Origin of the sequence: Streptomyces sp. NPDC059003 (assembly GCF_042740445.1) — a bacterium.
Lineage (GTDB): Bacteria > Actinomycetota > Actinomycetes > Streptomycetales > Streptomycetaceae > Streptomyces.
In genome coordinates, this window is the sequence record NZ_JBHYJH010000025.1 from 44986 (window position 1) to 59616 (window position 14631).

The following is a 14631-nucleotide window of genomic DNA, read 5'->3' on the forward strand; positions in this document are numbered from 1 at the left end:
GGTCCTCAACGCGGGATCCGCAGGGCGGCGTTGGACTTCTCGGCGCACGAGCGCACCGCGTCGGCGGGGCTCGCACGGCCGAGCAGCACGGAGACGATGGCCTGCCCCAGGGAGCGGGAGACGCGCGGGTAGGCGGGATGCACGGGGCGTACGCGTGCGGAGGTGACCGCTTCGGTGAACACCGTCAGGCCCGGGGTCGCGCTGGCGTGCTCGCGCCAGGCCGGGAGTTGTTCGCTGCGGCGGCTCAGCGGCAGGCTGCCCGCCCGCAGGTCCCAGCGGTTGTCCTGGGCGGGCTGGATCAGCCAGGTGACGAAGGTCCGCGCGGCCTGCGCGCGGGCCTCGCCGTTGTCGAAGAGCACCCAGGTGTCGGGGCCGGAGATGGTGACGGGGCGGCGGCTGAAGCTGGGCAGCGGGACGGTGTGGTAGGCGAGCCCGGCCTGCTTGAGGTCGGGCAGCTGCCAGGGCCCCGCGATCAGCATGCCCATGCGCCCGGCGAGGAAGACCTGGTTCATCTGCTCGCTGCCCGGCTTGGGATCGAGGTAGACGCTCTTGTGCCGCGCCAGGTCCTGGACGACCTCCAGGGCACGGACGCCCTCCTGTGCGAAGCCGATGCTCCGCCCGTCGTCGGCGATCACGTCGCCGCCCAGGTCCCACACCAGGGGCCACAGGCGCCACACGGTGTCCTCGTCCCCGGTGCCGGGCCAGCCGGTGCCGAACCGCCCCTTGGCCGCGTCGGTGAGACGGCGGGCGGTGTCGGTGAACTCCCGCCAGGTCCAGCCCGCCCGGGGCAGGCCGAGGCCGGCGTCGGCGAACAGCTTCTTGTTGCACACCACGGCCAGGCAGTCCAGGAGCGCGGGCGCCGCCCGGACCCGGCCGTTGACGGTGACGGCGTCCCTGGCGGGCGCCCAGTAGGTGTGCCAGGGGGTCGGGCCCTTGCGGACGTGGTCGGTCAGGTCGACGACCTTGGGGCTGCGGGCCACGCTGGCCAGGTCGGAGCCGAAGACGTAGGCGACGTCGGGGTAGGAACCGGCGGCGAGGGCCGCGGTGACCTTCTGGAGCATCGCGTCCGCGATGACGCCGCCGCCCAGGTCCACGCGGATGTCCGGATGCTGCCGCTGGAACGCGGCGACCAGGCTCTTGACGGCCTGTGCGGCGATGTCGGTCTGCCCGTGCCACAGCTGGAGGGTGACGCGCCCGTCGGGGCCGACCCCGTCGGCGGCCCCCGCGGCGCAGCCGAACGCCCCGGCACCGGCCGCGACGAGCGCCCCAGCACCCCCGGCCCGCAGCAGTCCGCGCCGCGACAGCAGATCGCGCGGGCCGGGCGCACCGGACGCACCGGACGCGCCGGGTACAGCCGTCATCGCTACCTCCCGAGGGATCGGGCGCCGCCCGCCGACCGTCGAGCCGTCGAGCCGTCGAGCCGTCGAGTCCGCAGGGAAGGTACGAGGGGATGGCCGGTGGGAGAAAGGGGCGTGAAGCGATGCGCGCCGGGTTCCGGCCGTCCGGAACCCGGCGCTTCCGCGGCGGGGTGGGTACCGCCGGGTGGTGCTACCGCACGGCGCGTGCGGCTGCTACGGCACTGCGAGCGGGGCCGTCACGGCTTGTCGAGCCGGACAGTCACTGCACTTCGAGCCCGACGACGATGCCGTCGAAGTCGTAGCTGTTGGTGTCCACGGCCAGCGGGCTGCGTCCACCGCCCTGGCTCGCCCACGGCGTGACGGCGGGGACGCTGTAGCGGCCCCGGTCCACCGTGCTGATGGAGAGCCGGAAGTCGACCAGGGTCGCGGTCGACGGCCAGCGGCGGGTGTCGAGGAAGATCCGGTACTTGTCGGGGTCGTAGCCGTTGTCGTCCGTGGCGAGCGGCGAGTCGCCGCCGCCCTCGCTCGCCCACGGGCTGTACTGCACCGGTCCGTAGTGGCCACTGCCGTCCATGGCCTGGGCGCCGATCCGGAAGTCCAGCTGGTTCAGCAGGTCTCCGGGAACGGTGCTGAGGTCGATGAGGGCGGCGTCCGGGTCGTAGCCGTTGGCGTCGCCGGCCCAGGGTGAGCTGCTGTTGCCGAACTTCACGTTCTTGGTGAACTGCTCGGCGCCGAACTGCGACGTACCCCCCGCGTCGGCCAGTTGGATCCCCACCCTGAAGGTGGGCAGATCCGCGGCGTGTGCGGGCAGGGCGCCCGAGAACAACGATGCCGCGGCCGCGACTGCGACCGCGGCGGACAGGACACCAGCTCGTCTTCGCACGGTGAAAATCCTCCCCTGTGGGCCCACCTTGATGCGGGCGCCATCACCGTATGAACGACACATCCATCACACCAGCTGGACTTTCCAGCCACATCTCTCCACAACTCACACACGAATCACACGACCTCGACCGATCACCAGGCCGGTTTCAACAATCACCCCACGGACGATCTTGAAGTTTTCGGCTGAATCACAGCTCAGTCACAGCGGATTCGGGCGGCGGCGCCCGGGGTGGCTAGTCGCCACCACCGCCGCCGTCACCGCCCCCGCTGTCACCCCCGCCGCCGTCTCCGCCGTCGCCACCGTCCGCGCCCCAGCCGTCGCCGCCACCGCCGCCGGGCTCGTTGTCGTCGCCGCCCTGCCCGAGGTTGCTGAACCAGGGACGGTCCCAGCTGTCGTCCGGACCGACCGAGTCGCCCGCTCTCGCCGACGACCGCTCCATCCGGAACCGGGCCAGGCCCGTCGCGTCCCCGAGCCCGAAGGCGACGGCGAAGACCTGCGCCATCACGGCATCCAGCGGGTCCGCGCCCTCGTACCGCACCGGGGCGAGCGGCAGCAGCACCGTGCCCGGTTCGAGCACCGGCCGGCGCGGGGGACGTGTCATCAGTGCGACGCGCCGGTCGTCACGCAGCAGCCAGGAGCTCACCGCGTTCTCGCGCCGCAGCTCCCAGCGCTGCCCGGGCATTCGCACCTCCACGGAACTCTTGGACTTGCGCAGCTTCTTCGTGAGGGCGAGCTCCGCCGTCGCCTCGCCGACCGTCACCCACAGGCCCTTGGACGGTCCGCCGACATCGCCGACGAAGCCGTGCGGCGCCCGGATCCGTACGACAGGGGCGCCCGGGCCCCAGACGTCCACGCGCACCAGGCGCCGGTCCACGGCGACGGTGACCGGTCCGGCGGGCCCCGGCGCGCTGCGCCGCGCGATCCACAGCGGTACGCCCTCGGCTCGGGCCTGCTCCGCGAGGGCGGTCACCCGGTCGGGCCCGCCGCTCTGCCGTACCGCCAACTCCCCCAACGCGCGGGCGAATGCGGCGGCCTGCCGCACCTTCACCACCGTGGCGGTGCCGGTGACGCGGGTCACCGGGACGACTCCCGGCCCCTCCGCGAGGCGCTCCAGCGACCGCTCCGCCCCGCCGCCCCCGAGCCAGCACCCGCGCTGGAAGGCCTCGGCCATGGCGCCGAGGTTCAGCTCGCTCAGCGGCGTGGTCCTGCCGCCCCTCCGCAGCCGGTCCTCGGTCAGTTCCACGGTCCGCGCCAACGGATTCCACGACCGCTCGCCATAGAGCACCTGGCTCACGCCTCCCCCATACCTGCTGCTTACGCCACCGATTGAGCAGGTCCCACTCTCACACAGCGCGTCCCGTCAGGCCCTGGCGGCCCACGGTGCCCGCCACCCGCTCGGGAGTGAGGAGCTCGGCGAGGCGGTCGGCGGGCAGCAGGCCCCTCTCCAGGACGAGTTCGGCCACACCGCGCCCGGTGGCCAGGGCCTCCTGGGCGATGGCGGTGGCCGCCGTGTACCCGATGTGCGGGTTGAGGGCGGTGACCAGGCCGATGGAGTTCTCCACGGTGGCGCGCAGCACCTCGGTGTTGGCGGTGATGCCGGACACGCAGCGCTCGGCGAGCGTGAGGCAGGCCGCGCGCAGCGACGTCATGCTCTTGGACAGCGTGTGGAAGATGACCGGCTCGAAGGCGTTGAGCTGGAGCTGACCGGCCTCGGCGGCCATGGTGATGGTGACGTCGTTGCCGATCACCTCGAAGGCGACCTGGTTGACGACCTCGGGAATCACCGGGTTGACCTTGCCCGGCATGATGCTCGAACCGGCCTGTACGGGCGGCAGGTTGATCTCGTTGAGCCCGGCGCGCGGCCCGGAGGACAGCAGCCGCAGGTCGTTGCAGCTCTTGGAGAGCTTGACGGCGACGCGCTTGAGGACGCCGGAGACGTGCACGAACGCGCCGCAGTCCTGGGTGGCTTCGACGAGGTTCGCGGCGGTGACCAGCGGCAGCCCGGTGATCTCGGCGAGGTGGCGGCGGGCGGTCTCGGCGTATCCGGGCGGCGCGTTCAGACCGGTGCCGATGGCGGTGGCGCCCAGGTTGATCTCGTGGATGAGCTCGGCGGCCTCGGTGAGGCGGCTGCGGTCCTCGTCGAGCATGACGGCGTACGCGGAGAACTCCTGGCCCAGCGTCATGGGCACCGCGTCCTGGAGCTGCGTGCGGCCCATCTTCAGGATGTCCCGGAACTCCAGGGCCTTCTCGGCGAACGCGTCCTGGACGACGGTCATGGCGCGCAGGAGTCCGTGCACGGCGGTGATCGTCGCGATCTTCACGGCCGTCGGGTAGACGTCGTTGGTGGACTGGCTGAGGTTGACGTCCTCGTTGGGGTGCAGGTGCTGGTACTCACCCTTGGCGTGGCCGAGGAGTTCGAGGGCGCGGTTGGCCACGACCTCGTTGGCGTTCATGTTCGTCGAGGTCCCGGCGCCGCCCTGGACGACATCCACGACGAACTGGTCGTGCAGCTTCCCGGAGCGGATCTCCCGGCAGGCGGCGGCGATGGCGTCGGCCTTCTCGGCGGGCAGCAGCCCCAGCTCCTGGTTGGCGCGCGCGGCGGCCTCCTTGACGGCGGCCAGCGCGTCGATCAGCTGCGGGTAGACGGAGATGGGCGTCCCGGTGATCGGGAAGTTCTCCATGGCGCGCAGGGAGTGGATGCCCCAGTACGCGTCGGCCGGGACATCGCGGTCGCCGAGGAGGTCGTGTTCGCGGCGGTGGCTGGGGCTGGGGGCGAGCATCTGAGGGGGTCCTTCGCTGCGGTACGCGGTACGCGGGTCTGCCGTACGAGGTCTGCGGTACGGGAGGGTGGGGTGGCGGGAGAGGGAGGTCAGGCAGGTACGCCCGCGAGCTCCGCGCTCTCGTGGGCGGGCCGGTCGAGCAGGCGGCGCAGCAGGTCGGCGCGCCCGGACCCGCCCGCTCCCAGGTCGGCGTGCGCGACCGCGTCGGGGTCCGCGAGGAGTGCGGCAAGGACCGCGATCCGGGCCTGCCCGGCGCGCAGCGTTCCGGTGGGCACGGCGCCCGCGGCGACGAGGTCCACGGCCCCGCCCTGCGTGTAGATCTCGGTCACCGGCCCGGCCGGCACGCGCGTGGTGAGGGCGACGAGCACGCCCCGGGCCACGGCGGCGGCGACCGCGTCGACGAACTCCGGGGTGGCGTTGCCCGCGCCGGTCGCGATCAGGACGATGCCCTGCGCACCGGCGTCCACGGCGGCGTTCAGCAGCAGGGGGTCACCGTCGACGTGGTGCATGACCATGTCTATGCGGGGCAGCCGGGCCGTCGCGCCCGGCAGGTCCAGGGGTTCGGGCCGCTCGACGTGCCGCTGGTGCAGGACGACCTTGCCGAAGCCGACGTCGCCGAGCCGGACGCCGGAAGGGTCGGCGAAGGCGTCCGCGGCGAGGGTCTGCGTCTTCACGGTGCCGCGGGCCGCGTGCACCTTGCCGTCGAAGACGACCAGGACACCGGCGTTGCGTACGGAGGCCGCGGTGAGCAGGGCGTCGTACAGGTTGCCGGGGCCGTCGCCGTCGGCGGTGCCGAGCGGACGCTGGGCCCCGGTGAGGACCACCGGACGGGCGTCGCGGTGGTGGAGGTCCAGGAGGAAGGCGGTCTCCTCGAGGGTGTCGGTGCCGTGGGTCACCACGATGCCGTCCACACCGGGGTCGGCGAGCACCTCGTGCACGGTGCGCAGGAGGGTCAGCTGCTGGGCGGTGGTCAGACGCGGGCTGTTCACGTTGAACAGGTCGATGACCTCGGTCGTGACTCCCTCGGGGAGTGCGGCCGTGGCCAGTACGTCGCTGCCGGGGGCGTCGGCGGCGTAGCCGGTGCCCTGCCAGCGGCTGGCGATGGTGCCGCCGGTGCTGATGACGACGATGCGCCGGTCCCGCGTGTCTGCCACTGCCGCCTGTCCCACTCCGCGTACTCCTTGTGCTGCTTGTGCTGCCTGTTGTGCTTGTGTCGCTTGTGCGCTGCTTGTGTCGCGTGTTGCTGCATGGGGCTTCCGCTCCCGTTTTTGCGCAGGGCAACGATAGGTCGATTCACGCGCAATGTGGTTGCCAATATCCGCGGCTTTCGTTTCGGATGGGGTGGATAATTGCGCCATGGACCAGATTGATCTAGATATCTTGCGCGAGCTCCAGAAGGACGGTCGGCTCACCAACCAGGAGCTGGCCCAGCGCGTGGGCCTGAGCGCGTCGCCGTGCATGCGGCGGGTGCGGCAGCTGGAGAAGGACGGGGTGATCCAGGGCTACCGGGCGATCGTGAACCCGGAGGCGGTCGGCCGGGGCTTCGAGGTGCTCGTCTCGGTCGAGGTGAAGCGGGACCGCGAGACGGTCGAGGCCTTCGAGGCGGCGCTGCAGGACATCCCGGACGTGATCGAGGCCCACCGGCTCTTCGGCACCCCCGGCTGCCTGCTCCGCATCGCCGTCGCGGACCTCAGTGCGTACGAACGCCTCTGGATCGAGCGGCTGACGGCACTGGCGGGAGTCACGGAGGTGAACTCGCAGATCATCATGAAGCGCGTGAAGGAGCCGCGGGGACTGCCACTGGATCACTGATGAGCCCCCGGTTCGACTCCGGGGCGGACCGCGCCAGCGATGCTTTCCGCATCCGATCAGGCTTTCCGAAACTGATTCCGTTGCCTACTAGCGCCCTGACAGCAGATCTCGTTACCGTACATCTGTGCGAGAGCAGTGATCCGTCCGCTCCACGCGTCGCCGGCCGCTGCCCGCCCCGTGTCGCCCCTGACGTTCCAGACCTGCGAAAGAGCCGACGTGAACAACGATCACCTCCCCTCCGAGCTCCCGGATACGGCCCGTACGCGCCATCGCCGCCTGCGTGAGCAGGGAAGTCTCGACCGGGCACAGCTCGACGCCATCCTGGAGGCGGGATTCCTGTGCCACCTGGGAGTCGTCGTCGACGGGGTCCCCATGGTCGTGCCGACCGTCTACGGCAGTGACGGCCGGTACCTGTACTTCCACGGCTCCGTCGCCAGCCGCAGCCTGGTCGCCTCGCCCGAGGCGGCGGTGTGCGTGACCGTCACGCACATGGACGGCCTGGTCCTGGCCCGCTCGGTGTTCGAGCACGGCGTGAACTACCGCAGCGCGATGGTCTACGGCGTCCCGCGCCTCGTCACGGACCCGGAGGAGAAGCTGGCCGGCCTGCGCCGCCTGACCGAGCATGCGACACCGGGACAGTGGGACTACGCACGGCAGCCGAACCGCAAGGAGCTGGCGGCGACATCCCTGCTCGCGCTCTCCCTGGAGGAGGCGTCGGTGAAGATACGCACCGGTGCGCCCGACGACGGGGACGGGCCCGACGCCGCCCTCGGCATCTGGGCGGGCGTCCTGCCCCTGACGGCCACGTGGGGTGAGCCCGAAGCCGACCCCCTCCTCCCCGACGGCATCGCGCCGCCCCCGCACATCGCCGCTCGCGGCAACACCCGAGCCGGATAATCCGGACAGGACGACGAGCGGCCGGGAGCAACCGGGCTGTCGGCGACCGGCCGCTCCCACCGCGCGTCCACTTCCCCGCGCGTCCACTTCCCCGCGCGTCCACTTCCCCGCGCGTCCACTTCCCCGCGTGTCCGCCCCACCGTGCGTCGACTCAAGCGCGCGTCGGCTCATCCGCTCACAGCTCGTGGGCGCCCGGAATCTCCACGTAGATGTAGTCCGCCGCGTTCAGGATCTCCTCGGCGTCGTCGACGGGCGGGTGGATCTTGTCCATGATCCACTGCTTGACCAGCTTCCCGTCCACCCCGGTGGACTCGACCTGGCGGTCCCAGCCCCGGGTGAAGACCGCGCCGGCGCCGCCGAGGTCGATGTCGGTGACGTACGGGCCGGGGGCGAAGTCGATGAGCGGCAGGCCGAGCAGGTCGGCGGCGGCGTTGTGGCCCGCCGTCTTCCCCAGGGGGACCGCGTGCTGGCAGCTCTGCACGGTGAGGTGGTCGGCGTCGAAGCGCGCGGCGGCGGTGTCGCCCGCCGCGAAGACGTCCCCGGAGACCCGCAGTTGAGGGTCGACCTCAAGGCGCCCGAGGCGGTCCCGGGCGCCCTCGATCTGCGCGGTGAGCGGGCTGGCCTTCATGCCCGCGGTCCAGATCACCGTGTCCGTCTCGATCACGGTGCCGTCCGCGAGGCGCGCGGTGCCGTCCTCGACGGCGGCCACGGTGGTGCCGAGGCGACGTTCCACGCCCAGTCGGTCGAGGGCCGCTTCGATCGCCGGGCGCGGTCCCGCGCCGAGCTCCGGGCCGACGACGGTGTTCAGGTCGAGCAGGATCACGCGGCCCCGTCCTGCCAGCTCGGTGGCGATCTCCAGACCGGTGAATCCGGCGCCGACGACGACCGCCGTGAAGTCCGTCCGGCCGCGCAGGTGGTCCTTGAGGGCGAGGGCCCCGTCCAAGGTGTCGATGTCGAAGAGGCGCTCCGCGCCGGGCATCTGCGGGCGGATCAGCCGGCTGCCCGTCGCGAGCACCAGACGGTCGTACCCGATGACGTCGCCGTCGCCGGTGACCACCCGGTGCGCCGCCGTGTCGATCTCCGTCACCGTGGCCCGGACGTGCTCGACGCCGACGGGCTCCAGGATCCGCTTCAGCGGCACCACCGCCCGCTCCGGCTCGGCCTCGTAGAGGCGCGGCCGCAGGACCAGGTCCTCGTTGGGCGATACGAGCGTGATCCGTATGTCGGCGTCGCCGCGCACCCGTGCGGCCGACGCCGCGCTCCAGACGCCTGCGAAACCACCGCCGACGATCACGATGTGGTTCATGTCTCTCTCCTTGGCTCGGTTCCCTCGGTGGGTCCGCCAGGGAGACAAGACAGGAGCGTCAGTTGTGACCGGGGCGCGGAAGTTTTTCCGGATTGGCCACCCGCCAGACCTTCGTGATCCGCCCGTCGACGACGTCGAAGCAGTCGATCCAGCGCAGCGCGCCGTCGTGGTACGTCGCAAGGGCCTGCTCGCCGCCCACTTCGACGAGCTCGATCCGGACGCCGACCAGCTGGCGGGCGAGGTGGACCGACAGGTTGGCGATGGTGCCCGCCCCGTGCACCGGCCTGAGCGACGCGAGGACCTTGCCCCCGCCGTCGGCCACGTACACGGCGTCGGGGTGGAGGAGCCGTACCAGCTCCGCCAGGTCGCCGCTCTCCGAGGCGGCGCGGAAGGCGGTGAGCACCCGCGCGCGCTCGGCCCGGGGCGCCCGCGGACGCTCCCGCACCGTCGCAAGGCGCCGCCGGGCCCGGGAGGCCAGCTGGCGGCTGGCCGCGGGGGACCGGTCGATGACCTCCGCGATCCGGCCGAACGGCACGTCGAACACGTCGTGCAGCACGAACGCCACGCGCTCCGCCGGGGCCAGTTCGTCCATCATCCGGAGCATGGCGGTCTCGACCGACTCGTCGATCAGCACGGGCTCGGCGGCGTCAGGACCGGTCAGCAGCGGCTCCGGCAGCCAGGGGCCGACGTAGTTCTCCCGGCGCACGCGCGCCGACTTGAGGACGTTGTAGGCGGTGCGTGCGGCGACCGTGACCAGCCACGCCCGCAGGTCCCGCACCTCGGACAGGTCGGCCGCCGCCGCGCGCAGCCACACGTCCTGCGTGACGTCCTCGGCGTCGGCGACCGAGCCGAGCACCCGGTAGGCCACGCCGAACACCGCGGGCTGATGCTCCTTCCAGTCCGCCTCGGCGAGGGTGCTGCTGCCCACGATGTCTCCCCTATGACCGCGACGAGGCGGGGTCGGCCGCTGGGGGACGCCCGCACCTGGCGGAGATCAATCCTAGAGCGTGCCGTGCGAGGGCGTGATCGGGCCCACGGCCTCGCCTCTGCGGTACGACGGGTACGGCAGGTACGGCGGGTATGTGCTTCAGTCGGCCCGCGCCGCGTTGTCGCCCGCGTTGTCGGCCGCCTTGTCGAAGAACGTGATGATCCGCGGCAGGGCCTGACCCACCGACGCGCTGTAGTCGTGGTCGCCGACGTCGGTGAGCCGGTGGGCGGCGCCGTTCTTCGTCAACTGCCCGGCGCAGTACCGCGAGTGGGAGATGTCGACGTCCTGGTCGCCACGGCCGTGGAAGATCTCCACCGGTAACAGGTCCTTGGAGGCCGACGGCAGCGCGCCGGCGATCTTGTCGTCGGCCGCGTCGGCCTCGAAGGCGGAGAGGTGGAAAGGGCCGCCGACCGGGGCGAGCGCGCCGAGCCGGAAGGAGCGGTCGGCGCCTTCCTGTTGCAGCGCCCGGCCCACCGTCATGGTCGCGGGCCCGCCCTGCGAGAAGCCGCTGACCTGCACCTTGCGTTTCAGCTCCCGGCCGTTGCGGTGGTCGAGGGTCCGGGCCGCGCGCAGCCCGTCGACGGAGGCCGCGACGGTGGCCCGCGGGTCGCCGTAGGGGTGGAAGCCTTCGCCCGAGCCCAGGCCCACGCAGTCGGGGGCCGAGACCGCCCGCCCGGTCGACGCGAAGAGGAAGGCGGCGAGCCGGTCGTCCGACGCGGGGTTCTCCGAGGCGACATCCTTGCGGTAGACGGTGGTGCCGTGCAGCCAGGAGACGGTGGACAGGCGGTGCGTCCTGTTCCTCGGCAGGACGACGAGCTGGCTCGCGGTGGTGGGGGCGCCCGCGCTGTTGGTGGTGCGGTAGGCGACCCGGTACGCCGTCACGCCATGGCGGACCTGGGACGAGTCGATCTTGTCGTGGAGCTCCCTGACCACGTCCTCGGCCGACAGGTCGGCCACGCGCTCGACGGAGACGATGGCTCCGCCTCCCTGCGCCTGCCGGTCGCGGGCGTCGGCCGCCGATGCCGGAGCGACGAGGGTGCACGCGCTGCCGAGCAGGGCCGCACCGGCCAGGACCCGGACGGGACGCGCGTGTGAAGTCATGGGTGGATCTTGTCCGTTGACGTACCCGCCACGACATGGGGTCCCTGGTGCGGAGCGGGTGGGGAAGTGACGTCGTCCGCCGTATCGTTCGAAGCAGCAACGGCGGGGTCCGCCACTGACTGGCCGCGTACCCGAGGAGCAGCATGCCCACAGATTCCGCGCCCGTCCTGGTCACCGGCGCCACCGGCAAACAAGGGGGCGCCACCGCCCGTGCGCTGCTCGCGGCGGGCGTTCCCGTCCGTGCCCTGGTGCGCGACCCGGGCACCGAACGGGCCAAGGCCGTCGCGGCGCTCGGCGTCGAGCTGGTCACCGGCGATCTCCGGGACCGCGATTCCGTGGTCCGGGCCGCCGCGGGTGCCCGGGCCGTCTTCTCCGTTCAGCTGCCCGGGGTGACGGCGGAAGGCCGCGATTTCGACGGGGAGGTGGTCCAGGGCGTCAACCTCATCGAGGGGGCGAAGGCCGCCGGGGTGCCGCAGTTCGTGCACACGTCCGTCAGCGGCGCGGGCCAGCATACGCAAGCTCCCGGCTGGGCCGAGGGCCGCTGGGCCGCGATGGAGCCCTACTTCGCCGCCAAGACCACGGTCCAGGAGGGGGTCCGCACGGCCGGTTTCCCCCACTGGACGCTGCTCAAGCCGGGATTCTTCATGGAGAACTTCCTCCCGGCCGCGGCGTTCCTGTTCCCGCGCGGCATCGAGGGCGGCCTGATCAGCGCCCTCAAGCCCGGGACCCGGCTCTCCCTGGTCGCGGTGGACGACATCGGCAGGGCGGCCGCCGCGGCCATCGCCGAGCCCGAGCGGTTCCACGGGGTCGAGTTGGAACTCGCGAGCGACTACCTGTCGATGACGGAGGTCGCCGAGGTCCTCTCCCGCGCCCTGGGCACCCATCTGTCCGCGCCCGACATGACCGTGGCGCAAGCCGTCGCCGCGGGCATGCCGGCGGCGGGCGCCGCCCACGAGTGGATGAACGTGGCCGGCCAGCCCGCGCGCCCGGAGTACGCGCGGGACCTCGGCATCCCCCTCACCCGCTTCGAGGACTGGGCCCGGGAGCAGATGCCGACCGGGGCCTGACACGACCGGGGCCCGGCGCGTCGTCGGCGACCGTCAATCTGCACTGCCCGTCCGTGCAGGACCGCCGCAGCCGTCCCCTCGAAACGGTCTGTATCAGCCCGATCGTCCAGCACATCGGGCAGCCGCGCAGCGCCAGCAGGCCGACCGGAAGGAGCAGCAGGCTCACCGGCCCGACCACCGAGATCAGCGCCACGGACCCGATCAATCCGCCGAACCCCGCCACGCCCCGGGCCAGGTGCCGGGGCAGGGACGCACTCGCGAAGTCGGGGCCGTCAGTCTTCGTTCCCATCAGTGCTCCCTGCGCGGGTCGAGTCGGGGGTGGTACGCAGCGTGTGCCGCACGGCCGCGCGGGCGCGGTGCAGGCGCGACTTCATCGCTGCCGTACTCAGGCCGAGCGCATCGGCGACCATCCGTCCACTGAGGCCCTGGATGTCCCGCATGATCAGGACGCGTCGCTGGTCGGCGGGCAGAGCGGCGACGGCCGCCGCCACCGTGCCGGCTTCCAGGTGCTGCAGCACCTCCTCCTCCGCCGAGAGGACGGCGGTGTCCCGCAGCGGCGCGGGTGCCCGCAGCACCGTCCGCGCGCGCCGCAGGCACTCGTTGCGGACGATGCGGAACATCCAGGACGCCAGTGCGCCGGAGGCCCGCAGCATCCCGATCTTCCGGTACAGGATGATCAACGCCTCCTGTGCCGCGTCCTCGGCGTCCTCGGGCGTGGCGCAGAGGGAGCGGGCGAACCGCACCACGTTCGGGTGCGCCCCCGACACCAACGCGGTGATCGCGTCGACATCACCGCGCTGTGCGGCGACGATCAGCCCTTCACCGGGCCAGGACGACTCAGCCACGCGCGCGCCCCCGCTTGCGCAGCACGGCGACACTGCACGCGCAGACCAGCACGGCTCCGACGACTACGGCGATTCCCACGATCACGATGACCTCCCGTTTCCGTACCGGCGTTCTGCCGGACGCGTATAAGAGGCGCGAGGTCCCCGAAAGGATTCAGGCCGTCCCGACGGCAGCCGTCCCGATGACCGCCGATGCCCCTCACCGGTGTGATCGAACATGCGGCCGGAACAGCCTATTGTCCGTCGCATGACTCATGCACGCAGTACGCGATGGAGCACGCGCCTGGCGGTCGCCGGAGCCTCGGCGGCCGCGGTCGCCGCGACGCTCGTGAACGCGCACCCGGCCGCCGCCGCCATGCCGTTCGGTCCGGTGGACCCCGCGACCGTCTCCCAGTTCAAGCTCAACCAAGTCCTCGCCGGTGGCGGCGCCGACGGCACGGACGCCGCGGTCCAAGCCGTGGAGCGGACCGGCGCCGTCAAGAACGTCGACGTCAGCACGCTCCTCACCACGGGCGGCAACACCGGTGTCGCGGGCCTCTGTCACGACACGGGTCTGTCCGCGAGCCTCAAGCCCAGCGGCTACTGCTGGAAGAAGGAGGACGACCGGTCGAGCAGCTGGAACGCGACGGACGGCGGCTGGACTCCGCAGGGCCTCTCGCTGCCGTACAGCGACACCGGCACCCCCTCCGACGGCACGTGGAAGGGCACTCCCGCCCAGGCCGTGACCTGGCATCACGGCACCGACATGGGCAACCCCGACCCGGCCGAGCGGCGCGGCGACGAGTACGCCCGGCTCACGCTGGTGAACACCAAGAGCGGCACGCCCAACTATCACAACCTGCTCCTGGTCAAGCCCGTCAAGAACGCCGACGGCAAGGGAAACTTCCAGGTCGTCCCGGGCAATCACGTCGACGGTGTCGTCTGGTACGGCGACCGGGCCTTCGTCGCCAACGGCCGCTACCTCCAGGTCTACGACCTGCGGCACATCTGGAAACTCAACAAGCAGGCCAAGGAGGTGGGCATATCCGGCACCACCTCGTCGGGCCTCTGGCACAACTACGCCGTCCCGATGGTCGCGATGTACCAGACGACCACCGGCAACACCCCCTGCTCCGTCACCGCGGGCACCACGCCCTGCCTGAACTCCCTCAGCCTCGACCGCACCGGCGGCCAGGACTCCCTCGTCTCGGCCGAGTACAAGAAGGACGCGGCAGGCGGTCGCGTCGTACGGTGGCCGCTCGACGCCACGACCAAGCTCCCCAAGGGCACCGCGTCGGCGGCGTACTCCTCCCCCGTCTGGTCCATGCAGGGAGCGGCCACCGACGGCACGAACTGGTACATGGCGGGGACCTGCCCGACCGGCGCGGGCGGCGGCACCCCCGACGATCCGTACTCCTGCATCCACAAGGCACAGGCCAACGCCGCACCGCACGTCATGACCGCCGCCCCCGTCTACACCCAGAACCTCAGCTACTCCTGGACCACGGACCGGTTGTGGGGCATCAACGAACGCATCAACTCCACCGTGGGCAAGCGCGTGGTCTTCTCCGTCAACACGCCGTGAGGCCCGCCGACCGCAGCAGTTAAGGTC

At 71.9% G+C, this 14631-nt stretch carries 13 protein-coding genes; 4 read left to right on the forward strand and 9 right to left on the reverse strand.

Going from position 1 to position 14631, the window contains the following annotated elements; translation table 11 throughout:
- Positions 1 to 5 precede the first annotated feature (5 nt).
- The 5 genes from ACFWZ5_RS12755 to ACFWZ5_RS12775 form a co-directional block, all read right to left on the reverse strand.
- Complete coding sequence (locus ACFWZ5_RS12755; protein ID WP_384785353.1) at positions 6 to 1361, reverse strand: ABC transporter substrate-binding protein; 1356 nt, start codon at positions 1359 to 1361, stop codon at positions 6 to 8.
- Between the two features lie 256 nt (positions 1362 to 1617).
- Positions 1618 to 2241, reverse strand: a complete 624-nt coding sequence (locus ACFWZ5_RS12760) for a hypothetical protein (RefSeq protein ID WP_384785356.1) — start codon at positions 2239 to 2241, stop codon at positions 1618 to 1620.
- Positions 2242 to 2476: 235 nt separating this feature from the next.
- A complete protein-coding gene (locus ACFWZ5_RS12765; protein ID WP_384785359.1) occupies positions 2477 to 3538 on the reverse strand; it encodes a hypothetical protein in 1062 nt (353 codons plus the stop codon).
- A 49-nt stretch (positions 3539 to 3587) separates the two neighbouring features.
- Positions 3588 to 5024 carry an aspartate ammonia-lyase gene (gene aspA, locus ACFWZ5_RS12770; RefSeq protein WP_384785362.1) on the reverse strand — a complete coding sequence of 479 codons (1437 nt, stop codon included), beginning with the start codon at positions 5022 to 5024 and terminating at the stop codon, positions 3588 to 3590.
- A gap of 89 nt (positions 5025 to 5113) precedes the next feature.
- Positions 5114 to 6193, reverse strand: coding sequence for an asparaginase (locus ACFWZ5_RS12775; RefSeq protein WP_384785365.1), 1080 nt, complete (start codon positions 6191 to 6193; stop codon positions 5114 to 5116).
- A 187-nt stretch (positions 6194 to 6380) separates the two neighbouring features.
- On the opposite strand from ACFWZ5_RS12775, the gene ACFWZ5_RS12780 reads away from it, so the two are divergent.
- The gene (locus ACFWZ5_RS12780) at positions 6381 to 6836 is read left to right on the forward strand and encodes an Lrp/AsnC family transcriptional regulator (protein WP_384785368.1); all 456 of its coding nucleotides are present in this window, start codon (positions 6381 to 6383) and stop codon (positions 6834 to 6836) included.
- A gap of 216 nt (positions 6837 to 7052) precedes the next feature.
- On the forward strand, positions 7053 to 7733 hold the full coding sequence (locus ACFWZ5_RS12785) for a pyridoxamine 5'-phosphate oxidase family protein (RefSeq protein ID WP_384785371.1): 681 nt from the start codon (positions 7053 to 7055) through the stop codon (positions 7731 to 7733).
- Positions 7734 to 7908: 175 nt separating this feature from the next.
- Here the strand turns inward: ACFWZ5_RS12785 and ACFWZ5_RS12790 are convergent, their stop codons facing one another.
- From ACFWZ5_RS12790 to ACFWZ5_RS12800, 3 genes are all read right to left on the reverse strand, one after another.
- Positions 7909 to 9039 (reverse strand): NAD(P)/FAD-dependent oxidoreductase, encoded by a 1131-nt coding sequence (locus tag ACFWZ5_RS12790; RefSeq protein WP_384785374.1) that lies wholly within the window; start codon positions 9037 to 9039, stop codon positions 7909 to 7911.
- A gap of 58 nt (positions 9040 to 9097) precedes the next feature.
- Positions 9098 to 9970 carry an RNA polymerase sigma factor SigJ gene (sigJ, locus tag ACFWZ5_RS12795; protein ID WP_384785456.1) on the reverse strand — a complete coding sequence of 291 codons (873 nt, stop codon included), beginning with the start codon at positions 9968 to 9970 and terminating at the stop codon, positions 9098 to 9100.
- A 156-nt stretch (positions 9971 to 10126) separates the two neighbouring features.
- The gene (locus tag ACFWZ5_RS12800) at positions 10127 to 11128 is read right to left on the reverse strand and encodes a hypothetical protein (RefSeq protein WP_384785377.1); all 1002 of its coding nucleotides are present in this window, start codon (positions 11126 to 11128) and stop codon (positions 10127 to 10129) included.
- 143 nt (positions 11129 to 11271) lie between these two features.
- Here ACFWZ5_RS12800 and ACFWZ5_RS12805 point away from each other — a divergent pair, with 143 nt between their 5' ends.
- Positions 11272 to 12195, forward strand: coding sequence for an NmrA family NAD(P)-binding protein (locus ACFWZ5_RS12805; protein ID WP_384785380.1), 924 nt, complete (start codon positions 11272 to 11274; stop codon positions 12193 to 12195).
- 272 nt (positions 12196 to 12467) lie between these two features.
- On the opposite strand, the gene ACFWZ5_RS12810 is transcribed toward ACFWZ5_RS12805, so the two are convergent.
- Positions 12468 to 13040: an RNA polymerase sigma factor gene (locus ACFWZ5_RS12810; RefSeq protein ID WP_384785383.1), complete on the reverse strand. Its 573-nt coding sequence runs from the start codon at positions 13038 to 13040 to the stop codon at positions 12468 to 12470.
- A gap of 247 nt (positions 13041 to 13287) precedes the next feature.
- Between ACFWZ5_RS12810 and ACFWZ5_RS12815 the strand changes: the two genes are divergently transcribed.
- Complete coding sequence (locus tag ACFWZ5_RS12815) at positions 13288 to 14604, forward strand: hypothetical protein (RefSeq protein WP_384785386.1); 1317 nt, start codon at positions 13288 to 13290, stop codon at positions 14602 to 14604.
- Positions 14605 to 14631 lie beyond the last annotated feature (27 nt).

Coding starts and splice junctions, on each gene's coding strand:
- aspA (WP_384785362.1), bottom strand. CDS start 5,024: ATGCTCGCCCCCAGCCCCAGCCACCGCCGCGAACACGACCTCCTCGGC.
- ACFWZ5_RS12800 (WP_384785377.1), bottom strand. CDS start 11,128: ATGACTTCACACGCGCGTCCCGTCCGGGTCCTGGCCGGTGCGGCCCTG.
- ACFWZ5_RS12780 (WP_384785368.1), top strand. CDS start 6,381: ATGGACCAGATTGATCTAGATATCTTGCGCGAGCTCCAGAAGGACGGT.
- ACFWZ5_RS12790 (WP_384785374.1), bottom strand. CDS start 9,039: ATGAACCACATCGTGATCGTCGGCGGTGGTTTCGCAGGCGTCTGGAGC.
- ACFWZ5_RS12805 (WP_384785380.1), top strand. CDS start 11,272: ATGCCCACAGATTCCGCGCCCGTCCTGGTCACCGGCGCCACCGGCAAA.
- ACFWZ5_RS12755 (WP_384785353.1), bottom strand. CDS start 1,361: ATGACGGCTGTACCCGGCGCGTCCGGTGCGTCCGGTGCGCCCGGCCCG.
- ACFWZ5_RS12815 (WP_384785386.1), top strand. CDS start 13,288: ATGACTCATGCACGCAGTACGCGATGGAGCACGCGCCTGGCGGTCGCC.